This window comes from uncultured Erythrobacter sp. (assembly GCF_947492365.1).
Classification (GTDB): domain Bacteria; phylum Pseudomonadota; class Alphaproteobacteria; order Sphingomonadales; family Sphingomonadaceae; genus Erythrobacter.
Genome location: NZ_CANLMB010000001.1, coordinates 2,053,798 through 2,071,102, shown reverse-complemented (window position 1 = coordinate 2,071,102; position 17,305 = coordinate 2,053,798). Strand labels below are relative to the sequence as shown.

The window sequence follows — 17,305 nt, the reverse complement described above, 5'->3', positions numbered from 1 at the left end:
GATGGTCAGCTTGCTTTCTTCGTAAGAGTGGCGATGCGCTGGCGGTCGATGGCTCCGACCGCGAAGGCAATGCCGAAATAGACAATGGCGGCTGCTCCGACGAGAGCCAGAAGCGCTCCGAGCCGTTCAAACAGACCGGCAGAGAACCAGCCGGTTAGCAGGTCGCGCGTGTAGAACAAGGCCGCGCCCATGGCCGCAGCCGCGAGAACCTGCCGCGCGATCCGGAAAATCAGCACGGCTGGCATGGTGTAATGGCCGCGCAGCGCGAGCACGATGAGCAGGAAGGTGACATTGATCCACGCGCCAACAACACTGGCATAGGCAACCCCGATCACGCCGTAAGTGTCGAGCACCAGAATACACGCGGTGATGAACACGCCGAGCGAGATAAAGGCAGCCACAACCGGCGTCTTCGTATCCGCGCGGGCGTAGAAATTGGGCACCAGCACCTTCACCAGCACATAGGCGGGGAGGCCCAGAACCAGCGCGGCGAGCACCTCGCCAGTCACAGCAGCATCGGCGAGGTCGAACCGGCCACCCTGGAAAATCATGGTCACAAACGGCTCCGCGCAGATCGCCAGTGCGACCGCTGCGGGGATTGTCAGCAGCATCGACAGCTCGATAGCATCGGACTGGATGCGATCCGCGCCTTCCTTGTTATCGCCGCCGATAAACCGTGAAAGCGTTGGCAGGATCGCGGTCGAAAGCGCGATGCCGATAATCCCGAGCGGCAGCTGATTGAGCCGGTCGGCATAATTCATGTAACTGACCGAACCGTCCTCAAGCTGGTTGAGGAAGTAGAGCTGCACCAGCGTGTTGATCTGATACGCGCCGCCGCCAATCGCTGCGGGGAGCGCAATGATCGACAGGCGTTTCACCTCCGGCGTGATGCGCGGCCAGAGCAGGCGGGGGCGAAACCCCTCGACCCGCGTCCAGTAATACAGCCATGCGAGCTGCATTACCCCAGCGCCGGTCACCGCCCATGCGATGCCGTAAGCGATTTGCTCGACGCTCGCGCCGGTGTTCTTCGCAAACCACTCACCCGCCAGCAAAGCCGCGATCAGAACGAGGTTGAGGATGATCGGAAAGCTTGCTCCGGGTGCAAAGCGCGAGACGGAATTGAGCATGCCTGTGAACAGGGTCACAAGGCTGACGAGGATGATGTAGGGGAACATGATCCGCGCGAAATCAACCGCGAGCGGATAGGTCTCAGGATCAACCGGCTTCTCGCTCAGCAGCCAGATCACGCCCGGCATTGCGATCTCGAACACCGCGACCAGTGCGATCAGCACCGGCAGGAACACGCTCAGCACATCGGCGCTGAAGCTGCGCGCTTCTTCTAGGCCCTTTTCCGGATCGTCGTGTCCGTGCAGCCGCTTGGAAAACATCGGCACAAAGGCCGCCGAAAATGCCCCTTCGGCAAACAGCCGCCGGAACACATTGGGGATGATGAAGGCCTGAAACCAGGCGTCTGTCACCGCATTGGCGCCGAGGACGCGCGAGAAAATCATCTCGCGCGCCATTCCGGCAATGCGGCTGACCATCGTCAGTGACCCTATGGTCCCGACGTGTTTGAGCAGGCTCATGAGATCAGGCCCGCATCATTGTTCAGATCAGGCGTCACCCGTCGGGGCGGGTGCATCGCCGCCGGCGTCTTCGTCCTGCGCACGGCGAGCGGCAAGCTGCTGCGCGTAAAGGCCATTGAAGTCGATCGGATCGACCATCAGCGGCGGGAACCCGGCATCGCGCACAGCGTCTGAAACAACGCGGCGGGCAAACGGGAAGAGGATGCGCGGTGCTTCGGCAAACAGGAAGGCATGCGCCTGCTGCTCAGGAATGTTGCGCAGGCCGACTAGACCGCAATAGGACAGCTCGACCAGATAGGCGGTGCCCTTTTCCGCTGTGGCGGTGATGTTGATCTTCAGTTCAACTTCGGTGACCTGATCGCCCTTGGGCTGCGCGCCGATATTGAACTGCACATCAACCTGCGGTGCATCGGTCCACTGATAAACATCAGGAGCATTGGGGTTCTCGACCGAGAGGTCTTTCACATATTGGGTGATGATCCCGGCGGCTGGCTGGTTGTCCACGCCATTTGCGCCTGCTTTGGGATCGTTAAGATCGGTGAGAATGTCGCCTTCTTCGGCCATGATCGGTTGGTCTTTCGTTGGTCTGGCAATTGTTCCTACGCTGTGGGAGCAAATACTAGGCCCGCAGCAAGGATAAGTTGAAGGCCGCGCGCCTAGCAGGGGTCGACCCTACAGGCAACAGATCGCGCGAACCTCGCGCTGCGGTAATCGCTTCTGCCTTCATCCTGAACCGATTGGCCGTTGGCGAATTGAACTTGAGGCCTATATAAGTGATCAGAACGCATCCCGTCGGCATGATTTTTCGTAAATTCGGGTAAGGATGCTTGTTTACATGCGTCCTGCACGTCAGAATGCGTGCGATTGAATGGCCACTTGTCTGGGGCCGGAAGGATATCTGGGTACTAACGTGGTTGAAATTATCGTCCTCGCCATGATTGCGGCCTTTCTGGGCCTGCGCCTCTATTCGGTGCTTGGCCGCCGGGCGGAGCATGAGGAAGAATCGATTCCGCAGCGTTTCGATCCTGCCGACCGCCCAGAAGCCAAAAACCCGCAGGCACCGCAAGCCGCGCAACCGACGCCTTTGCGTCCGGTCGAACTCGAAGGGGTTATGCCAGCGGTAGAGCGCGGCATCCGCGACATTGCCGGGGCAGACCGCAATTTCGACCTCGCCATGTTTATGGAGGGCGCAAAGGGCGCCTATGAAATGGTGCTCGAAGCGTTCTGGAACGGCGACCGCGATGCGCTTTCCGAATTGTGCGACGATGATGTCTATGAAGGTTTCTCCGCCGCGATCGACGCGCGCGAGGAAGCCGGACACACGCTTGAGAACAAGCTGATCCGGATCGAGGAAACCCGCATCCACTCCGCCTCGCTGGACAAGCGCATGGCGCGGATCGCGATCCTGTTCGTTGCTGACATCGCTGCGGTAACGCGCGACAAGGACGGCAATGTTGTCGCAGGTTCACTCGACGATGCGGTTGAAAGCCGCGACATCTGGACCTTCAGCCGCAATGTCGGATCGAGCGATCCCAACTGGGTGCTCGACGAAACCGACGAAGGTTAAGGGCGAGAGGGCTGACCGATGGCCCTCGTGCGCACTCCCGATAGAGACGTAATCCGTCTTCCCGGACCTGACAGCGTGGCAAAGCCTGCGCCCAATATGCGTTTGCGAGCCGGCGCGGTGCTGGCTTCGACCTTGCTCCTCGCTGCCTGCGTGCTGATACCCGAGGGCAGGCCGCCAGGCCCCGGCGTTTCGACGCCTCCTCCTGTCCCGACTGGGCCAACGGCTGCATTGACAGGTGTACAGCGCGGGCCGAGCGTGGGCGCGCTCGGTATCGGGCAAGCGGATGCAAGCACTGCGCTTGCCGGGTTTATCGATTCCTGCCCCCAATTGCTCCGCCGCGAAGATGCCAGCGGACTGGCCTATGGCGCCGATTGGCGGCCCGCATGCGAGGCGGCGGTGGGTTGGCCGATGCGCGATGCGCCGCGTTTCTTCCAGACGCATTTCGAAACCGCGCGCGTGGGCGATGGCAGCGCCTTTGCCACTGGCTATTTCGAACCCGAAATCAGCGGCAGCCGCACCCGCCGTACAGGTTACGAGGTGCCGGTTTACGCCATGCCCGATGATCTTGTGCGCGGCTGGCCTGTTGATACGCCGAGGTCCGAACGCACAGGCCGCGCGCCGCTGGGCCGCTATGACGCAAACGGCAATTTCGAGCTCTATCCCGACCGCGCTGCTATCGAAGATGGCGCGCTGGAAGGGCGCGTGCCGGTGATCGGATATGCGGCCGATCCGGTCGAGTTCTTCTTCCTGCAAATCCAGGGGTCTGGCCGGCTGATTACACCCGAAGGCGATGTGATCCGCATCGGCTATGCCGGACAAAACGGGCGCGGTTACACCGGCATTGGCGGCGTGATGCGCGAGCGCGGATTGCTGGGCGATGGACCGGGTCAATATCCCGGATCAATGCAGGGCATCATGGCCTATATCCGCGAGAACCCACAGGAAGGCCGCGAGTTGATGCGGCTCAACAAAAGCTGGATTTTCTTTCGCGAATTGACCGGCGACGGACCGCTGGGCGCGCTGGGTGTGCCTGTGCGGAGAGAGGCTTCGGTTGCAGCAGATCCGGCCTTTGTGCCGCTCGGCGCGCCGGTCTGGCTCGACCTTGACCGGAATGAGGCGGACGGGTTGTGGATCGCGCAGGATACGGGCGGCGCGATCAAAGGCGCAAACCGCTTTGACACATTCTGGGGCGCGGGCGCCGATGCGCGCGAAATCGCAGGCGGGATGAGCGGGCGCGGCCAAGCTCTGCTGCTGCTGCCCAAGGGCACCGTTGCACGTCTCAATTCCGACTGATGGGTATTCCGCGCGGACTTTCTGCTGAAGAGCAGGCTGCATGGGCGCGGCTGGCGCAAAGCGTGACGCCGATAGCAGGGCGCAGCATGCCGGGAATGCCGGAGAAAGCGCCGGTCATGCCTGCTGCTGCTCCGAAGCCTCCGGTCAAAGCCCCGCCCAAACGCGTCGCTGTGCAAGCTCGCCCGACTTTGCCAGCACCTGCGCCGCGCCCGGTGCGCTTCAACTCGCAGCTCGACTCGCATTGGAACCGGCGACTCAAGGCAGGCCAAGTCGCACCAGACTACACGCTCGACCTGCACGGCCATTCGCTCGATGCCGCCTATACGCGGGTGATGGACGGGCTCGATCAGGCGCGGGCCATGGGAGCGCGAGTTGTGCTGGTGGTTGCAGGGCGAGAACGTCCGGTTGATCCGGCGGATCGCGGGGCCAAGCGCGGGGCAATCCGCGCCAAACTGCTCGACTGGCTCGCGGTCAGCCATCACGCCGATTCCATCTCCGCCATACGAAGAGCGCACCAGCGCCATGGGGGCGAAGGTGCTCTCTATCTGGTGATGAAGCGGGGGTAGTCGGCGGCCCTAAACTGGCCAGCCGAACATCATCACATTCATCAGGCGTCCCGGCAGAGCAAAGGCGACAATGCCCGGGATCATCAGCGCGCCGAGATAGAGCCCGACAATCTCCTTCCTATGCGTCTTCATGTCGCCCTTGCGCGCTGAGCGGACAATCAGCCACGCCGCGCGGTATGTGACGGGGACGAAGATGTGAATCCAGCTCAGTGCCATGCCGTCATAGATGAACAGCGTCGATGTCGCCGTGATCACCATCAGCGCGACCCACAGCTTGCCCAGCTGCTTGTGCATCGCAGTGCCCTTGGGCGCGATCAGGAGGTAGAGGCCCAGCGGAACGCAAGGGATCACGGTGGTGACGTGAAACACGACCGCAATGTTGCGCAGATGCGGAAGGTCGGGCGCATAGCCGAACACAGCACGGGACAGCGCGAAGATGCACACAGCGGTCATCGCGGTGCCTGCGATCAGCACGAGCGCGCGGGTGAGCGGGGTGAGGTCGAATGCGCCCGCCGGACGGTGGAACGGGTTGATGAAGTTCGGGAGATTTGCGGTGAGTGTCTGGGTCATCGTGGCGGTCATCGTGTCCTCCTGTTTTCGTGTTGAGAACCACAATGGCGCAGGCCCATTCGCGGGCAATCGGGTTTGAAGGAACGGGCAAGCCTGTTCGTGAAAAGCGCGGCTTCCCCCCGATTTGCCGCTTTACGAAGCGCGAATGGGCGCTAGTTTCGCGCTGATGGACGCTGATAATATCCGGGCCAATTCACCAATGGACGACGCAAGAAGTCCTCAACTTGTGCGCAAGCTGATCATTGATCTGTCGATCATGACAGTCATCGGCGTGGTGCTTGCGCTGATCGGGCCGTTTGGAAGTTTCGGCGATCCGCTAGCGATCCGGCTGATCGTCTGGGTCGGCTTTTCTTACGCAGGATATCTGATCTACTCACCGGTCGGTTGGGTGGTGGCGAAGCTGTCGGTTTCGCTCGATCTGCCAGCTGTGTGGTTGTGGGTTGCGGGCACAATGATCGCGACTGTGCCGATGGCGATCATTGTGTGGTCGCTGAACATGCTCGGCCAGCCCGAATATTTCATTCCAAGCGCCCAGCAGGCCCTGCTTCACTATGCCTATGTGCTGGTGGTCGGCGGCGGGATTACATTGCTGTTCAACGTGATCCAGCGGCCCAAACCGGCATCGGCGCCAGCTTCCGCGCCGGCTGCTGAACCCGTGGAAGCGCCGCAGTCCAATCCGCTGTTCGACCAACTACCTGCCGAACTCGGCAGCGATATCATCGCGCTGGAGATGGAGGACCATTATGTCCGTGTGCACACCGCGCTGGGGTCGCAGCTGGTGCTGATGCGGCTGCGCGATGCGGCCGCGCATGTCTCTGCCATCGAAGGGCGGCAGGTGCATCGCAGCTGGTGGGTGGCGCGCGGCGCGGTCGAAGATGTGAAGCGCGAGGGACGCAATGTGCGGCTGGTCCTCGCGCGCGGGATCGAAGCGCCCGTCAGCCGCGCGCAGGTCAGCGAGCTGAAAGACGCTGGCTGGATCTGAGGCTCAGGCGGAGCGGCCAAAGCGCCTCTTGAGCGCCACCAATCCCGCGCCGAGCAGCGCAAAGAAGGCCGCCAGCACCACATTGTTGATGAGAAATTGCCCCCAGCCAAGCGACGGCGGGTCGAGGAAGAAATAGGCGTAGAAACCGGTCAGCTCCCCCAGCACCACGGCAAACGCTCCATAGGAAAGCGGCGGCACCATGATCGCTGGCACCGCGCCCAGACTGCCTGTCGATGGCGGTGTGAAGGCGAACCACCAGGCAATCACCGCCGCAGGAATGATCGTGTGGTGGAATTGATTGGTCACACGGTCAGCGCCGGTCGGGTGATGCTCCCCGGCCAGCAATCCCCAATAGACCAGCGCGATCACTGCGAGCATCGTAGCAAGCGAAGCCAGAACCTTGGGCGATACGCGCAGGCCAAATGCAATCGCCGCCATAACAATGCACGCACCGACATTGCCCCAGATCGTGAAGAACCGCAGCATCGCGCCGAGGTTCTCCATATAGGAGCCTTCGCCCAATGCCGGTTGCACCGCCAGAGCGGAGAAACTGGCAATGGCGATTGCGCCTGCGAACAGGCGTTGGCGGCTCGAATAATCAGATTCGGAAACGGTGTTGCTCATTGCTCTAGGCCTAATCCCTTCAAGCGCGCGCGGCGCGGATCATCGGGCGCATCACGGGCGAATGTTCGGTCCTGATCTCGCCCATGACTTCAAAACCGTAACGCTCATAGAGCGAGACATTGCGCGGATTTGACGATTCCAGATAGGCAGGCAGACCCGCCTCATCGACCACGGCGAGCGCGTGCTTCATCAAGGCTGCGCCCAATCCCTGACCCGTGGCGGCCGGATCGGCAGCAATCAGCGGCAGATACCAGCACGGCTCTTGCGGGTGATATTCCGCCATCTGCCCCATGAAAGCGCCGACTTCTTCCATCCGTTCGGGCGCAACGCTCTCGACGGCCAACGCCGCCATGCGCTCTGAATCGGGTTCGACGCCGGGCGGCAGCCACATCGCGGCGGCGCGCTTGCATGATGTCTCGAAGACGCTGCCATGGGCAAAGCCGTTGCCGCCGAACGCATCGACGAATTTGGGTTGGACCTCGAAATAGGTCGCAGGATCGGGCCAGACCCAGCGCGCGACCGGATCGGTTGCGAAGCCGAGCGTGATCGTGGCCGTGATGGCAGCGCGCCTGTTGTCCTGCGCGGCTATGACCTCTGGTGGCTGCACGATCCCTGTCTCCCTCTCGATTGGAGTGGGCATGATAGGCGCAGCCCCGGCGTGCGCAATGCCAAACGAAAGACCCCCGGCGCTCGCGATGGAGCACCGGGGGCCTCTTGCGACCTTGACCCAATCATGGATCAGGGTGGGGGGCTCGTTACGCTAAGCCTTATGCCGCTCAACCAAGGTCGAAGCGGTCGGCGTTCATCACCTTGGTCCATGCAGCGACGAAGTCTGCGACGAACTTCGCCTCTGCACCGTTCTCGGCATAGACTTCGGCTTGCGCGCGAAGCTGCGAGTTGGAACCGAAGATCAGGTCGGCGCGGGTCGCAGTGTATTTCTGCGCGCCGCTGGAACGGTCGGTTCCGACATATTCCTCGTCACCGCTGCCATCGACCGGAGTCCACTTGGTCCCCATGTCGAGCAGGTTGGTGAAGAAGTCGGTGGTCAGCTGGCCAACACGGTCAGTGAAGACGCCGTGGCTGGTGTTGCCGCTATTCGCACCCAGAACACGCAGTCCGCCGACCAGCACGGTCAGTTCGGAGATCGACAGGCCCAGCAGGTGCGCTCGGTCGATCAGCATGTCCTCGGTCTTCACGCTGGCTTTGGTCCGCATATAGTTGCGGAAGCCATCGGCAAATGGCTCAAGCGGTTCGAAGCTTTCTGCATCGGTCTGCTCGTCGCTCGCGTCACCGCGGCCACCGGCAAACGGCACCGAGATGCTGTGACCTGCGTCCGCAGCCGCCTTTTCAACCGCAGCCGAACCGGCGAGCACGATGGCGTCTGCCACAGAGAGATCACCACGCAGCTCTTCGATCTTGGCAAGAACCTTGGACAGTTCAGCCGGATCGTTGGCCGCCCAGCCATTTTGCGGCGCAAGGCGCACACGCGCACCATTGGCGCCGCCGCGATGGTCGGTGTTGCGATACGTCGAAGCCGAAGCCCAAGCCGCTTTGACCAGCTCGCTGACGCTCAAGCCGCTGGAGAGAATGGCGTCCTTGAAACGGGCGACTTCTGCATCCGAAGGCGTAGTGCCAGCGGGAACCGGATCCTGCCAGATCAGGTCTTCTGCGGGCACTTCGGGGCCGTGATAGCGAACTTTCGGACCCATATCGCGGTGGCACAGTTTGAACCATGCGCGTGCGAATGCATCGTCGAGCTGTTCAGGGTTCTGGTGGAAACGCTCCGAAATCTTGCGGTAATCCGGATCCATTTTGAGCGCCATGTCGGCGGTCGTCATCATGGTCGGAACCTTCTTGCTCGGATCGCGCGCATCGGGTGCCATGTCCTCTTCGGACTGGTTGATTGGCTGCCATTGCTGCGCACCAGCCGGGCTTTTCACCAGCTCGTAATCGTATTTGAACAACAGGCGGAAGTAGTCGTGGCTCCACGAGGTCGGGTTGTTCGACCATGCGCCTTCGATGCCCGACGTGGTGATGTTGCCTGCGTCGATCTCGGCCTGATCGGTGAGCCAGCCAAACGCCTGATTGTGGAGCGTTTCGCCTTCGGGGGCGGTGCCGAACGTGTCTGATGGTGCAGCACCGTGCGCTTTGCCGAATGCGTGGCCGCCAGCGGTCAGCGCGACGGTTTCCTCGTCATTCATCGCCATGCGAGTGAAGGTTTCGCGCATATCGCGAGCCGAAAGGAGCGGATCGGGATTGCCGCCCGGACCTTCAGGATTGACGTAGATCAGACCCATCTGGATCGCCGCAAGCGGGTTCTCCAGAGCCAGTTCCTTGTCCGGCTGAATGCGGGTTTCGGCGCCCGTATCGACCCACAGGCTTTCGGTGCCCCAATAGACTTTTTCGGGCTCATAGACGTCTGCGCGTCCGCCGCCGAAGCCAAAGACGGGTCCGCCCATGCTTTCAATCGCGACGTTACCGGCGAGGATGAAGAGGTCGGCCCAGCTGATCGCTTTGCCGTATTTCTGCTTGATCGGCCACAGCAGGCGGCGCGCCTTGTCGAGATTGCCATTGTCGGGCCAGCTGTTGAGCGGTGCAAAGCGCTGTTGGCCAGAGCCGCCGCCACCACGGCCATCGCCGGTGCGATAGGTGCCGGCTGCGTGCCAGGTCATGCGGATGAAGAAGGGGCCATAGTGGCCATAATCTGCCGGCCACCAGTCCTGACTGTCGGTCATGAGCGCGGTCAGGTCAGCCTTGAGCGCGTCGTAATCGATGGTGTTGAAGGCCGCCACATAGTCAAAGTCTTCGCCATAGGGGTTGGCCGACTTGCCCTGCTCGGTCAGGATGTCGAGCTGGGTCGCCTCGGGCCACCAATCCTTGTTGGTCCGTCCGTGCAGCGAGCGCGTTGCGCCGTCGCCGCTGAAAGGACATCCGCCGCTAATTTCACCTGTCTTAGCATCCATTTTGGGAATTCTCCTGTTGTCGATAGACTCGGACCTATCCGAGCATGATGACAACACAATGATGGAATTCCCGTAATCAGTCCAATCGATTAATTCGTGGCTATTGATTGACAGAAGCGATTGATGCGGTGGGCGCTTTTTCGCTTGGTCTTGCAGGCTTTTCGCCATGCGCGCCCATCGCGCCCTTGTGGCGGAATGCTCCGGACAGCGCGAGGAAGCGCTTTTCAAAGAAATGGTAGGAAAGCGGTGCGACGATGCAGAGCAGGATGAGGCCCATGCCTGCATTGAGCGGCCACAATTGACCGGGTGCACGGCCGGGTCCGGTGGCAAGGAAAAAGCCCTGCCACATATAGAGCCCGTATGAGATCTTGCCGGTATAGGCGAGCGGGCCATATTCGAGCGCGCTAACGATCCGGCCCTTCTGGTTATGCGCGATCCAGCACACCAGCAGCACCGCGCCGAGCACACGCAAAGTTTCGTCGAGCGGCTTGGGCAGCAGCCCCAGCACGATGCTGTGCAGGAACAATGCCGCCGCCAGCCACAGAGCGCCGCGCGAGGCGAGGAGAGCGTTGGCGCGCGCATAAGCGCTGCCGTTCACGACAATTGCAGCTGCGCATCCCAGCGCGATCCACGATCCGGCAAAGATGCTCCAGCGGGCGACGAAATAGGCGGCGTTCACTTCCTCGATCCGCATCACGACTGCGAGCAGGCAAAGGCTGATCGCGGTGCCAAGTAGGATGTGCACCAGCGCCCGATTGAAGTTGAACTTGTAGAGAAACAGCAGCGCGGCTGGCCAAAGCAGGTAAAAATGCTCCTCGACCGACAGCGACCATGTGTGGCCGAGGATGGATGAGTACCATTCGCGCGGGATGAAGCTGGTGTTGAAGGTCGCGGCAAAGATCAGCGACGGCGTACTGGCCACCGGCCAGATGTAGACATCGACAAACCATGTCAGCAGCACGCACAGAAAATAGAGTGGCAGGATGCGCAGCGCGCGGCGGATGTAGAACCCTTTGAGCGAGACGCTGCCAGTTGCCTCGTGCTCCTTGATCAACAGGCTCGTGATCAGAAAGCCGGAGAGGACGAAGAAGATTTGCACGCCGGTCGTGCCGGAGATGATCGGAGCAGCGCGCTCGCTCAACCAACCGGCATTTTGCGCGGTGGCATAGATGCCAAGATGCGTGAGGATGACGAAGATCACGGACAAAGCCCGCAGCCCGTCAAACCCCTTGATCTTGGTCACTTGCCATCTCCCCCGCGCGCATGACGCGCCTAGCGAGGGTCCGCCCTAGCGAAACGTGGTTACCAAGAGGCTAATTTCGCGGTGTTTTGTCGCGAGCGACGCGTTCTGAAATGCCGGAGCTTTCCAGTTCGGCGATCATGCCCATCACCTGCTGATGGACCGGGCCGATTTCGGCCTCAATCGCGCGATAAGCTGCAGCGATTTGCGGGGTTAACTGCGCAAGCCGCGTTAGCTGCTCGCGGCCCAGCGGAGTAACACGCAGCACAAAGCGGCGCTTGTCAGCAGGGTCGGCGCTGCGTTCGATAAAACCGAGCTCGATCAGTTTGGGCAGCTTTTGCATCACGATCTGGTGCGATCGATCCAGCTTGGCCGCAAGGTCAGAGGCGCTCGCCGGCTCGCATGCGGCCAGCGTCTCCATCACAGAGCAAGACTTGACGGGAATCTTCACTTCGGCAGCAGCGAACAGCGCCTGCGTCTGTTCAGCGATAAGGTCGCTCAGCCGCTCGGCTTGGCGGCCCAAAAAGCTCAGATCATCAAGGCCGGATTTGCTGCTGTTGCTGCTCATTGCGTCCTTTCAAAGACCTGTCGCTCGCCATCAGAGTAGATTCTGGAGATGCCGGTTATCGCGTCATCATCACCCAGCAATTCGATCCGGTAATCGTCTGTACCCTCTACGGCAAACAGCTTTTCGCCGAGCGGGGTCAGTCGCAATTCGTAGCGACCTCGCCATTTGTAGCTCAATCCTTCGCCATCGAAAACAAGCTCGCGCCCTTCATATTCACCAGCGGCTTTGCGCAACCATGATGCAGGCAGCGACAGCGGCGCTTTGGCTGCGCGCGCTTCGACCAGCGCCCAGTCGAGCGCAGCGCTGGGTGTCTGTGCTGCAAGCGTCTCGAGCATAGTGACATGCGACGTTTCGAGCGCGCGATGAGAGGCAACGCGGAGGTCTGGCGTAACCCCGACGCCTTCGAACTCACCGCCATTGGGACCGCGCATCTCGCCAATCGGGATCTGGATGAAGAAACCGTCATTAAGCGCAAACCGGTCGACTGGATGGCCTCCGCCCGAGGTTTGCGCGCCGATTATGGTCGCTCGGCCTGTCTGCTGGAGCGAGAAGGCCATCCATTCGGCTGCCGAGAAGGTGACAGTGCTGGTCAGAATATGGATCGGCTTTTGGCTGTCCCTTGCGCCAGGCAGAGCGCTCAGGACCCACTGCCCGCGCTCGATCCGCTTGCCTCCTTCATTGTAGTAATATGAGACAAGCAAAGTGTCCTTGTCCGCTGGGAAAAAGTGGCTCGCGATCAGCTGACCAAGATCGTTATATCCACCATTGTTGTAGCGAAGGTCGATGATCAGCCCATCCGAGTTTTCGAGCAGTTTGAGCGCCGCGCTCGCAGTGGCAAAGGCGAGGTCCGGATCGCTGAAATTGTCGAAGCGCAGATATCCGATATTCCCTGCGAGCAGACGCACCGACTGGAAGCCGTAATTGCCAGCCTTGTCGCTCAACTCGCTATATTCCACCGTCGAAGCGCTGCCGGGTTCTTCGATCCCGACGATGAAATGAGGATCGCCGCTCGCTGCGATCAGAGCTTCAGTGAGTGCCCGCGCAAACGCGTCGCGCTCGCTCGCGTCTGACGATTGTGCGGCGGAACGGACCGCCTCCATTATCGCCGGGACATTGGCTGGAAAGACGTAATTGCCCTGCAGCGCCGTTTCGATTGCCGCCAATTGCGTCTCTTGATCGGAGGCAGTGGCGGCAATTGGAGCAGGAGCAGCGGTGCCCTCCTGTGCCGCGGCAAAGCTGGTCGGGGCGAGCAGGATAGCTGGGAAGAGAAGCTTGGTGAGCGGAAGCATGGGGTCAGTCCTTTGCCAGCGAATGTTGGAGGGTCGCTATATCATGCAATATGTTGCGCAATATATTGTAAGAGTCAACCCAACCGCCGCGTATCTCATGCTTGGCGAACGAACCATTCGGGCCTAGAAAAGTGCGGTCTGACCACGGCGAAGGGAGGCTCGCACCGATGGAATTGCTCGCAAATTCGCAGCTTCGCTGGGAGCGTTACACCGGCAATCCCGAGCAGCAAGACCGCTCCTTCAATTGGCCGATCGACTATTCCGGCGCGATTCTCGACATTCGCGACGATGGCCATGTCGAGGTGCTCTATCGCTGGGCGCCAAACAGCTATTGCCATTTTCACCGCCACACAGCGCCAACATCCTCGATCGTTCTCGAAGGGGAGTTGCATGTGACCGATGTGATCGACGGGGAACTGCAAGAGGTGCGGGTGCGCAAGGTGGGCGACTGGTCGCACAGCCCGCACACAGAGGATCACATGGAAAAAGGCGGCCCCGAAGGCGCGCTGGTCCTGTTCCAAATCCACTCGGTCGATGGAGTCCTGTCGCAGCGGATCGATCGCAAAGGCAATGTACGTAACACGATCACCATCGATGATTTACGCCGCAAAGCTGGGGCGGTGGTCTAACCCGCCTTTTCGAACACCACGACGTCCTGGAACCAGTAACCAGGGCGCTCTTTCCAGTAGCCAGGGATGTATTCGGCGATGCTCAAACCGGCTTCGACAACTGCGCGGTCAAAGGCGGCTTTGCGCACGCCGATGGCGTCTTCGGGCACTTTGGCTGCCTTGATCGTGAAGAACTCGTCCGAGCCATATGCGGGGACGTCGTATTTCCACATTTCTTCGGGCTGCGGATAGTAAACGCTGGTGGCAGAGGTGCGGCCCGCCAGCGTCGCATCGTAATGCTCGTCCATGATGAAGAAGGTGATCATCGCCTTCCCGCCCGGCTCAAGCACGCGGCCCAGCTCTTTGAGGTAGAAGAAGAAATCGTCTTCGGAAAAATGGGTCCAGACCGAAAGCGCGCTGGCGAAGTTGAAGCTGGAATCGTCAAACGGCCAAGCTGTGCGTTCCGCGCCTGCATCGCTGGCATAGGTCGCATTGTGGACCGGCAGATGGACGAAGCTGGTGCGGGGATCGTCGCCGTAAGCCTTGCGGCACACATCAATCGCATCGGGCATCACGTCGAGCCCGACATAGGCATCGGCAGCGGTCATTTGCGGTTTCATCGCCAGATACAGCCGCCCGATACCGCAGCCGATATCGAGCATCTTCATCGCGCCTTCGGGTCGCAGCCGGTGGAACAATCCCTGAAACAGCCCGAGCGTAAAGCACCACTCGCTGTAAGTGATCGTGCCATAGCCATTGGCCCAGCGCGTTTCAGGATCGGGGATCTCGCCGACCGTATGGACGCGCGAGAGATAGCCGGGCTGGATCGCGCGATAGCGCCGCTCCAGATGCGCGAGCCGCTTCATATCGAACCGCCGCTTGATACGGTTGAGCATTCAAAGTTCCCCTCGTCAGGCCGCTATCCCGGAATTGGCGGGCAGGGCCGGAAATTCGTCGCAGCGCCTAAACACATTGCCTTGCGGAATGCCACGGGAATTAGCGCCCGGTCTGCGCGCGGTGGAGCAGTTTCTGGTCCGCCAGCACCAGCGCCATCATCGCTTCGACCACCGGCGTGCCGCGAATGCCGACGCAGGGGTCGTGGCGGCCTTTGGTGACGACTTCGGTCGCCTCGCCGTTGGATGTGATCGACTGCACCGGCGTCAGGATCGAGGAGGTTGGCTTGAACGCCACGCGGCACACGACCGGCTGACCGGTGGAGATGCCGCCTGCGGTGCCGCCTGCATGGTTGCTGGCGAAGACCGGTTTGCCATCTTTGCCCGGTGACATTTCATCGGCATTCTGCTCACCGGTGAGCCGCGCGGCTTCGAAGCCGTCGCCGATCTCCACGCCCTTGGTCGCGTTGATGCTCATCATCGCGGCGGCCAGCTCGCTGTCGAGCTTGGCATAGACCGGCGCGCCCCAGCCGGCAGGCACACCTTCGGCCACGCATTCGACAACAGCGCCGAGTGAAGAGCCAGCCTTGCGCGCGGCATCGACCTTTTCTTCCCAGCGCTTTGCCGCCCAGCTGTCGGGGCAAAAGAACGGGTTCTGGCCGATATTGTCGTAATTGATCGCGTCGCGCTCGATCCTATCGCCGCCCAGCTCGCACACAAAGGCGGTGAGTTTGACCTCGGGGATGATCAGCCGCGCAACCGCGCCTGCCGCTACCCGCGCCGCTGTCTCACGCGCGCTCGACCGGCCGCCGCCGCGATAGTCGCGGATGGAGTATTTGGCGTCATAGGTGTAATCGGCATGTCCCGGGCGATAGGACTTGGCGATCTCGGAATAGTCTTTGGAGCGCTGATCGGTGTTCTCGATCATCAGATGGATCGGCGTGCCGGTTGTGACCTGCACGCCTTCTTCATTGTCGAACACGCCCGACATGATCCGCACCTGATCGGCCTCGCGCCGCTGCGTGGTGTATTTGCTTTGCCCCGGTTTGCGCGCGTCGAGAAAGGGCTGGATGTCCTTTTCGCGCAGCGGCAGCCCCGGCGGCACTCCGTCGAGCACCACGCCAAGGCCGGGTCCGTGGCTTTCCCCCCAAGTCGTAAAGCGCAGGACGCGCCCGAAAGTGTTGAAGCTCATGCGCGATGCCTTAGCGGATGACGCGGATGAGTCGAGATGCGGCGCGCCTCCGTTGCGATTTTCCTACTCGCAGATGCGACGATATGGTGCCCTTCTATGGTGAGCGGTGTCGGGCACAATTTGAACAGGCTGGAGGTTGGCGCGGGCGTTTTGGGTGGAGCGAAAGTGAAAGGTTACACTTGCGAGCGCAGATATCCCCGAAAGCCTTTGTGCTTCAACGCTTTGCAGGCAGGGCAAAGTTTTTCAAAAGCTATGGGTGCGCGGTCCAAGTCTCCCGCTCCCTTTTGCAATGACGATAACCGAACCGCGCCTCTGGCATTGCCCCGCGCAATCGGCCAAGAACAAAGCATGATTGCAAAGCTATCAGGACGGCTCGACGAGACCGGCGAAGACTGGGCCATCGTCGATGTGCAGGGCGTGGGCTATCTGGTCCACTGCTCGGCGCGGACACTGGCGGCATTGGGTGATGTGGGAGAAGCCTGCACCGTCCACACCGACTTGCAAGTGAGCGAGAACGACATGCGCCTGCTCGGCTTTGCCGAAAGCGCCGAACGCGACTGGTTCCGCTTGCTCACACAGGTGCAGGGCGTGGGGAGCAAGGTCGGTCTTGCGATCCTGTCTGCGCTCTCGACCGGCGAGCTGCGCGATGCCTGCGCTGCGGGCGATGCGGCAAGCGTGGCGCGCGCCAATGGCGTGGGGCCGAAGCTGGCAGGCCGGATCGTCAACGAGCTGAAGGACAAGGCTGGAGCTTTGCCGGGCGGCGGAATGGCTGGGGTGGCTGTTGGCGCGATCAGCGCTGCGGGCGGAGCAAGCGCCGACGCGGTAAGCGCGCTCGAGAACCTGGGCTTCAAGCCAGCCGTCGCAGCGCAAGCCGTAGCGCGCGCGCAAGCGGAACTGGGCGAGGATGCCTCCGAAGGCGACCTGATCCGCGTGGCATTGAAGAGGGCGGCGGGATGACCGCACGTACAGCCTCCTGCCAATGCGGCGAGCTGACCGCGGCCTGCACAGGCGAACCCGTGGCGGTTTCGGTGTGCCATTGCCTCGCCTGCCAGAAGCGCAGCGGCGCGCCGTTCGCGGCGCAGGCGCGCTTCGCCAAGGACTGCGTTGCGTTTGCAGGCCAGTCCAAGACATGGGAGCGGCGCGGGGATGAAGGCGCGCTGTGCACCAACCACTTCTGCCCGAACTGCGGCTCGAATGTGTGGTTCACTGTCGACATCCAGCCCGATGTGATCGCAGTGCCAGTTGGCGCCTTCGCCGATCACGCCTTCCCGCCGCCGCAATACTCCGTCTATGAAGATCGCCAGCACAGCTGGGTCGCGCTGGTCGGTGACGATATCGAGCATTACGATTGAGCCTGGCCCTAT

At 61.4% G+C, this 17,305-nt stretch carries 18 protein-coding genes; 7 read left to right on the top strand and 11 right to left on the bottom strand.

Annotated features, from left to right (window positions below; genetic code table 11):
• Positions 1 to 5: 5 nt before the first annotated feature.
• Both murJ and secB read right to left on the bottom strand, forming a co-directional pair.
• Positions 6 to 1,586, bottom strand: coding sequence for a murein biosynthesis integral membrane protein MurJ (murJ, locus tag Q0887_RS09895; RefSeq protein ID WP_299194448.1), 1,581 nt, complete (start codon positions 1,584 to 1,586; stop codon positions 6 to 8).
• Positions 1,587 to 1,613: 27 nt separating this feature from the next.
• Entirely contained in the window at positions 1,614 to 2,150 is a 537-nt protein-coding gene (secB, locus tag Q0887_RS09890; protein WP_299194446.1) for a protein-export chaperone SecB, read from the bottom strand.
• A gap of 346 nt (positions 2,151 to 2,496) precedes the next feature.
• On the opposite strand from secB, the gene Q0887_RS09885 reads away from it, so the two are divergent.
• From Q0887_RS09885 to Q0887_RS09875, 3 genes are all read left to right on the top strand, one after another.
• Entirely contained in the window at positions 2,497 to 3,153 is a 657-nt protein-coding gene (locus tag Q0887_RS09885; protein ID WP_299194444.1) for a Tim44/TimA family putative adaptor protein, read from the top strand.
• A 96-nt stretch (positions 3,154 to 3,249) separates the two neighbouring features.
• The gene (locus Q0887_RS09880) at positions 3,250 to 4,446 is read left to right on the top strand and encodes a murein transglycosylase A (protein WP_299195312.1); all 1,197 of its coding nucleotides are present in this window, start codon (positions 3,250 to 3,252) and stop codon (positions 4,444 to 4,446) included.
• On the top strand, positions 4,446 to 5,012 hold the full coding sequence (locus tag Q0887_RS09875; protein WP_299194441.1) for a Smr/MutS family protein: 567 nt from the start codon (positions 4,446 to 4,448) through the stop codon (positions 5,010 to 5,012). The genes Q0887_RS09880 and Q0887_RS09875 overlap by 1 nt, the downstream gene beginning before the upstream one ends.
• A gap of 9 nt (positions 5,013 to 5,021) precedes the next feature.
• On the opposite strand, the gene Q0887_RS09870 is transcribed toward Q0887_RS09875, so the two are convergent.
• On the bottom strand, positions 5,022 to 5,594 hold the full coding sequence (locus tag Q0887_RS09870; RefSeq protein WP_299194438.1) for a hypothetical protein: 573 nt from the start codon (positions 5,592 to 5,594) through the stop codon (positions 5,022 to 5,024).
• Positions 5,595 to 5,727: 133 nt separating this feature from the next.
• Here Q0887_RS09870 and Q0887_RS09865 point away from each other — a divergent pair, with 133 nt between their 5' ends.
• Positions 5,728 to 6,564 (top strand): LytTR family DNA-binding domain-containing protein, encoded by an 837-nt coding sequence (locus Q0887_RS09865; RefSeq protein ID WP_299194435.1) that lies wholly within the window; start codon positions 5,728 to 5,730, stop codon positions 6,562 to 6,564.
• A gap of 3 nt (positions 6,565 to 6,567) precedes the next feature.
• Here Q0887_RS09865 and Q0887_RS09860 read toward each other — a convergent pair whose 3' ends face one another.
• The 6 genes from Q0887_RS09860 to Q0887_RS09835 all read right to left on the bottom strand — a co-directional run bounded on the left by Q0887_RS09860 (position 6,568) and on the right by Q0887_RS09835 (position 13,248).
• On the bottom strand, positions 6,568 to 7,188 hold the full coding sequence (locus Q0887_RS09860; RefSeq protein WP_299194432.1) for a Pr6Pr family membrane protein: 621 nt from the start codon (positions 7,186 to 7,188) through the stop codon (positions 6,568 to 6,570).
• Between the two features lie 19 nt (positions 7,189 to 7,207).
• A complete protein-coding gene (locus Q0887_RS09855; RefSeq protein ID WP_299194429.1) occupies positions 7,208 to 7,828 on the bottom strand; it encodes a GNAT family N-acetyltransferase in 621 nt (206 codons plus the stop codon).
• A 136-nt stretch (positions 7,829 to 7,964) separates the two neighbouring features.
• Positions 7,965 to 10,151: a catalase/peroxidase HPI gene (gene katG / locus Q0887_RS09850; RefSeq protein ID WP_299194426.1), complete on the bottom strand. Its 2,187-nt coding sequence runs from the start codon at positions 10,149 to 10,151 to the stop codon at positions 7,965 to 7,967.
• Positions 10,152 to 10,251: 100 nt separating this feature from the next.
• Positions 10,252 to 11,394 carry an acyltransferase gene (locus Q0887_RS09845; protein ID WP_299194424.1) on the bottom strand — a complete coding sequence of 381 codons (1,143 nt, stop codon included), beginning with the start codon at positions 11,392 to 11,394 and terminating at the stop codon, positions 10,252 to 10,254.
• 70 nt (positions 11,395 to 11,464) lie between these two features.
• On the bottom strand, positions 11,465 to 11,959 hold the full coding sequence (locus Q0887_RS09840; RefSeq protein WP_299194421.1) for a MarR family winged helix-turn-helix transcriptional regulator: 495 nt from the start codon (positions 11,957 to 11,959) through the stop codon (positions 11,465 to 11,467).
• On the bottom strand, positions 11,956 to 13,248 hold the full coding sequence (locus Q0887_RS09835; protein ID WP_299194418.1) for a S41 family peptidase: 1,293 nt from the start codon (positions 13,246 to 13,248) through the stop codon (positions 11,956 to 11,958). The genes Q0887_RS09840 and Q0887_RS09835 overlap by 4 nt, the downstream gene beginning before the upstream one ends.
• Before the next feature lie 167 nt (positions 13,249 to 13,415).
• Here Q0887_RS09835 and Q0887_RS09830 point away from each other — a divergent pair, with 167 nt between their 5' ends.
• On the top strand, positions 13,416 to 13,877 hold the full coding sequence (locus Q0887_RS09830; protein ID WP_299194415.1) for a hypothetical protein: 462 nt from the start codon (positions 13,416 to 13,418) through the stop codon (positions 13,875 to 13,877).
• Here Q0887_RS09830 and Q0887_RS09825 read toward each other — a convergent pair.
• Together Q0887_RS09825 and aroC are read right to left on the bottom strand one after the other, a co-directional pair.
• On the bottom strand, positions 13,874 to 14,752 hold the full coding sequence (locus Q0887_RS09825; RefSeq protein ID WP_299194412.1) for a class I SAM-dependent methyltransferase: 879 nt from the start codon (positions 14,750 to 14,752) through the stop codon (positions 13,874 to 13,876). The genes Q0887_RS09830 and Q0887_RS09825 overlap by 4 nt on opposite strands.
• A 100-nt stretch (positions 14,753 to 14,852) precedes the next feature.
• Positions 14,853 to 15,941, bottom strand: coding sequence for a chorismate synthase (aroC, locus tag Q0887_RS09820; protein WP_299194409.1), 1,089 nt, complete (start codon positions 15,939 to 15,941; stop codon positions 14,853 to 14,855).
• A gap of 348 nt (positions 15,942 to 16,289) precedes the next feature.
• Here aroC and ruvA point away from each other — a divergent pair, with 348 nt between their 5' ends.
• Complete coding sequence (gene ruvA / locus Q0887_RS09815; RefSeq protein ID WP_299194406.1) at positions 16,290 to 16,898, top strand: Holliday junction branch migration protein RuvA; 609 nt, start codon at positions 16,290 to 16,292, stop codon at positions 16,896 to 16,898.
• Positions 16,895 to 17,293 (top strand): GFA family protein, encoded by a 399-nt coding sequence (locus Q0887_RS09810; protein WP_299194404.1) that lies wholly within the window; start codon positions 16,895 to 16,897, stop codon positions 17,291 to 17,293. The genes ruvA and Q0887_RS09810 overlap by 4 nt, the downstream gene beginning before the upstream one ends.
• Positions 17,294 to 17,305: the final 12 nt, after the last annotated feature.